This window comes from Bacillus sp. SD088 (assembly GCF_017355205.1).
GTDB lineage: Bacteria > Bacillota > Bacilli > Bacillales > Bacillaceae_C > Lederbergia.
On sequence record NZ_JADIJK010000054.1, the window covers coordinates 1 to 5911 of the forward strand.

The following is a 5911-nucleotide window of genomic DNA, read 5'->3' on the forward strand; positions in this document are numbered from 1 at the left end:
CCTGCGACCATGTCAACCGATTTCTCTGTGACAATGCCAATCAAGCTCCCCGATTTCACGCCAGTACGTTGCAATTCGCCCCACAATTGATTGGCACGTTGCTCTAATTCTGCATAGCTTACACGTTCATCCGCCGTGACCACTGCTTCCCGTTCTGGATAGCGTTGGACTTGTTCCAGCCATAACGTATGGATCGGCTTTTCTTTTGGATAGGTAGTGGCTGCTGGATTAAAAGCATCAATGATTTGCTTTTGATCTTCCGGTAAGATCACATCTAATTGATTAACCTTTTCATCAGGCTTCTCAACCATTTTTTCAATAATATTTTGCATATTGCGCAATATATGCTCGATTTCTTCTTGTGAATATTCATTAGGGTCATGCATAATTTCAAAGCGCAATGTCTCTTCAGGAAAAACAATAAACGAAAGCGGATAGTTCGTCTGTTCTATTAAGTCTTCCACTTGAAATGAAAGACCACCGAATTGCTGCGGCTCATTATCTGCATAATAGTTTTCAAAGGCGAGAATTGACTGCATTAGGTTTCCCTTGAGCTGGCTTTGCGCTTGAATTTCGGGTAAAGAACAGTAATCATATTGTCCAGATTCAACGGCCTGTGCCTGCAATGTATGGACAAGTTCCTGTACCTTTGTCTCCTGCTTATTTTCTACGCGCACAGGAATCGTATTTATGAACAAGCCAACAACCTCTTCAATTCCTCGGATATTCGCATTTCTACCGGAAACGACTTTACCAAAAACAACATCCTTTTCCCCTGTGAGTCTTTGCAAAAGGATTCCCCAAGCAGCTTCCACTATAGTATTTTCTGTTACCTGTAATTGTACGGCCAATGCTGAAAGCTTATCATTCAAGTCTTTCTCTAGTTTGATAGAAGTCTGACAAATCTGGGTATCAACAGGATCTGGTCTTTTGTACCCTAAGCCGAGCTTTGCATCATTGGAATAATCTTGAAGCAGCTCTTTCCAATAATGTAAAGCTTTATTTTTATTTTGCTTGGAAAGCCATTGAATATATTCCTCGTATTTAGCTAGGCTTCTTGAGCTGTCCTCTACTTCTCTTGTTAATGCCTCCAACTGCTTCCCCTTGATTAACTCGTCATAATAAGCCATGAAGTCTTTTACAACGAGAGACATGCACCAGCCATCCATAATAATATGGTGAAAACTCCAAATCATCTTATAGGTAGACTCTGATAGGCGCACAACTATGACTCTCATCAGTACATCTTTTTCCAAGTCAAATCCTTGTTGGACATCTTGTTTCTTCAATTGTTCCAGCTGTTCTTCTTGCTCTTGCACCGAAAAATGCCGAAAATCAAGACTTCGCACCCCAATCTCCTCATGCTTTAAGACGATTTGGCGAGGATCTTTGATCTTTCTATAAAATATTTTTGTGCGTAAGACAGAATGTTTCTTCGTTAATAATTGCAAGCTTGCCTTAATAAAATCCAAACGGACATCGCCTGTTAATTCAATCACATTTTGCACAAAATAGCTGGTCGATTGTTCATCAAGTAGCTTATGATAAAGCATCCCCTCTTGCATCGGGGTCAATCGATATATTCTTTCGATATTGTTACTATCCACGTTGTACCTCCATTTCTAAGAAAAGCGCAAGGCGCCCGCTACCTTCGACAAGCAAATGTTCCTGAACCTAGGAAGGGGCTTTTTCCCTTCATAGGTCAGGGTTATTTAGTGGAACATCGGCTAAGTTCGCGCCGTCCTGGCGGCAGACTCAAACGCGACGTCCTGTCGCTTCGTCTGCACTAGTACATCCTGTACGTCGCAACGCCGATGGACTCGCATCCTGCGAGCCTCTCGGGGCTAGGCGCTGGAGCTGGATCAAACATTAGCCAAAATTTATACTTTCTTATCGCCCAGAATAAGCAGAGTCCTGTAAAAACATGGATCCCTGTAATATTACAGGACTCTGTTAAAATAGCTTTTACGTAAGCATGTTTTTAGTTAAAGTGCTTCATAATTTCATCTAATTCATCCATTTCAAGATCAGTGTCACCAAAGTCAGAAGCCGTTTGTTGTGTTTCTTCTTTTGTGATACAGTGTTCAATAATTTCTATCAATGATTTTTTATACCATTCAGCAAATCCTAGCATTTGTTCATGCGCAAGACTTCCGTTATGGTAGATGAACTCCATTACAAATCTGTCGTTGACAATACTCGTATTCATTGTGATGGCATTCGGGTAATGATTTTCGCTTGCACTACTTTCTCCTACCGGGTTATCTGCTAAAGTAAAAAGACTTGCTTCTGATACTTCGCTATCTACTTGTCCCAAGTAATTAAAACAAATATCAGCATGTATTTCTGGCAAAACTTCCTTCCGCCATTGTTGTATGACTCCATAGCCTAAGCCATGATTGGGCACACGACGCAACATTTCTTTCGTATGGATAATATCGCGACTGATATCATTTTCTTCTGTATGAAGAACTATAGGATACAGACTTGTAAACCAGCCTACTGTCCGATCAATTTCCATCTGCTTATGAATCGGCTCTCTTCCATGGCCCTCTAGTTCAACGGACACAACCTTTTGCCCCTTCCATTGATGCACAGCACGACTTAAGGCAGTCAAAAGTAAATCATTGATTTCCGTATGGTAGGATTCGCCTGCTTCATGTAAAAGTTTTTCCGTATGTTCAGGATCCATCTCGATCTGAAAGGTCGGATACTCCCCATCTGTCTTCACTTCCATATCGCGAAGCTTTCCAGCCTCTGCCTCGGCAAGCACTTCCTGCCAGTAAGGAATCTCTAATTCTATTTGCTCACTGTCCGCATATTCTTTTAAAGCATATGCCCATTGTTGGTAGCTGGCTGTTTTCATTGGCAGCTGGCTTGAGCCTTCTTGCTCCTGTTGTTCATAAGCTGTTTGTAAGTCTTCTAATAAAATCCGCCAAGATACACCATCGACAACAAGGTGGTGAATGCAGAATAATACTTGATCAGCATCAGGCATTTGGAATAGCCCTACTTTCACAAGTGGCCCCGCCTGCAAATCTATACTTTGCTGCAATTGATTCGCCTGCTTTTCACATCTTTCAGTTCGTTCACGATCATCCACTATATTTGTAAAATCATATACTTCTAAATCGAATAGTTTACTTTCTTCTGACCGAAGGATGTTCTGCTTCCCTTCTATAAAGACAGTCCGTAAACCATCATGATGATGAACAAGCTCGGTTAACGCCTTTTGCAGTATTTGCAAATCTAAGCGTTTATGAGCCCGCACCATTAGGGCTTGATTATAATGATCTGGTTTTGCTAATGACCATTGCATAAACCGATCTTGAATAGGTGTGAATGGTACTTCACCTGTCACTTCTTCTTGCGGATATGCAGAGAGTCCATTTTCCACTTTCTCCATTTTATCGGCTATAAGGCGAATTTTCCGTTCGAAAATTAAATCCTTCACTGTGAGTTCATAAGCTGCTTCTCGCAGTTTGGAGATCACCCTGATCGCTTTGATCGAATCTCCGCCGAGCTCAAAGAAATTATCCTCAATGCCTACCTGTTCTACTCCTAAAATCGTCCCAATTACTTCGGCTAGTAGAGCCTCTTTTTCATTGCTTGGTGCTACATATTCTTCCTTGCTTTGGGACGGGGGTTTTGGTAAAGCAGCTCGATTTAATTTTCCATTGCTTGTAACAGGGAGCCTGTCCATGCTTACAATATGCATGGGGATCATGTAATCAGGCAAATCATGTCTTAACTCATCCTTGATCTTTGTTACATCGAGAGTTTTGCCTTCATCCTCTTGGACGATATAGGCGCATAACCTCGGATCCCCTGCTCCATCTACTTGGGTGATTACAGCAACATCGCGAATAAAGGGTTGTTTTCTAATCGCATTTTCAATTTCTCCTAATTCAATACGAAATCCGTGAATTTTTACTTGTTGATCCATTCTGCCAATATATTCAAGCGAACCATCTGGAAGCCATCTCGCTAAATCACCAGAACGATACATACGCTCATTAGGGTTAAATGGATTTGCAACAAATTTAGCTGCTGTCAGTTCTTTTCTATGCAAATATCCTCTTGCTACACCAGCACCAGCTACACAAATCTCTCCAAGCATTCCAATGCCACATATTTGCTCACCGTTCATAATATAGACGTTTAATGTTGGAATGGCCTTCCCGATATTGCTAACACCTTTTTCAATTTCTTTTTGCGTAATTTCTTTATAGGTGACATGAACCGTAGTTTCCGTAATCCCGTACATGTTCACAATTTTGGTTTGCGGATAACGCGAATACCAGTCTTGTAATTTACGAGGATTTAAAGCTTCTCCTCCAAAAATCAAATACTTTAATGCCAATTGTGGCACTTCACTGAAAGATTCAGCATGCATTAATTCATAGAAGGAAGACGGAACCTGATTTAAAATCGTCACGTTTTCCCTTTCTAACAGTTCGAGAAATTCAAAGCTATCCTTTGTAACAGCTGGCGGCACAATCACCAATTTCCCACCATACAACAGAGCGCCATACATTTCCCACACAGAAAAGTCAAACTGATAAGAATGGAACATTGTCCATACATCTTGATTGTTTATTTCAAATGGAAAGGCATCATTTTTCAATAACCGTACGACATTTCGATGTTCAATTAAAACACCCTTTGGATTGCCTGTCGTACCTGAAGTGTAGATGACGTATAAAAGCTGATCCGGGTGAATTTCCACATTAGGATTTTCGGGATTTCCGTCCGCTACTAGTTCTTCAGCTACAACTGTTTCACCAGCGAATTCGATTTGTCGGTTTTGATGCTGTTGTTGTATAAGCATAGCTGCCTGACTATCTTGCAGTATATATTCTACGCGCTCATCCGGATTTTCAGGATCAATCGGTAAGTAGGCATACCCTGCTTTTACAATGCCAAGCAAAGTAGCGATAAGGTCAATTCCTCTGTCGAGCATGACAGCAACAATATCTTCACTTGCTACATTTTTCGCTAGTAAATGGTTTGCAATCCGATTCGCCCTTTGATTTAGCTCCTCATACGTAATCTGCTCATGTTCAAATACTACGGCTATCTGCTGCGGATTCGCTTTAACTTGCTCTTCAAATAAGTCTTTAATCATTTTTTCCCGTGGGTACTTAATGTCCTTTTGATTAAATGCTTCAAGTAGTTGTTGTTTTTCAGTTTCTGTTACGATATCTATTTCTTGAATGCTGGTCGCAATAGATTGACTGAGTTGTTCAAGCAGCCTTTGGAAATGACAAGCTAACCGTTCAATCGTCTCTGCTGTAAATAAATCTGTACAATATTCCCACTCAACCTTATACCCATGTTCCGTCAGATGAACAGTAAGTGTTAAATCGAATTTAGCAATATCCGTACGATCATCAAAACTTTTTATAGGTGTTCCCGATAAAGTAATCTCTTCTTCCCCTTGATTTTGCAATACAAAAACACAATCAAAAATCGGGTTACGTGACAGGTCACGTTGAACATCGACTTGCTCGACTAACTCTTCAAACGGATATTCTTGATGTTCATAAGCCTGTAATGTGGTTTCTTTCATCTCTTGTAAAAATTGGTCAAAGCTTTTCTTTCCCTCTGGCTGTCCGCGCATCGCCAATGTATTGACAAACATACCCAGCATGGTTTCTGTGTCATGATGCAGGCGCCCAGAGATCGGACTTCCTACGACAATATCCTCTTGACCACTATATTTTTGTAATAACACCATAAAGGCGGAAAGGAGAACCATATATTCGGTTGTATCAGTTTTCTCACAAAGCTTATGCACAGTTTTCTTGATCTCTTCCCCCAACGTAAACGAGAGGGTCGCACCTTGAAAACTCTGTTTTCTTGGGCGCGGATAATCCGTTGGTAAGTCCAATACAGGCACTTCATCTGT

2 protein-coding genes are annotated in these 5911 nt (G+C 40.9%); both read right to left on the reverse strand.

Translation table 11 applies throughout. The features are described 5' to 3' along the window. The coding region (locus IPU53_RS24515; RefSeq protein WP_207454132.1) for a condensation domain-containing protein at positions 1 to 1607 on the reverse strand (1607 nt) is incomplete at its 3' end. Between the two features lie 374 nt (positions 1608 to 1981). Continuing rightward, a complete protein-coding gene (locus IPU53_RS24520) occupies positions 1982 to 5893 on the reverse strand; it encodes an amino acid adenylation domain-containing protein (RefSeq protein WP_242698564.1) in 3912 nt (1303 codons plus the stop codon). Between the last annotated feature and the right edge of the window lie 18 nt (positions 5894 to 5911).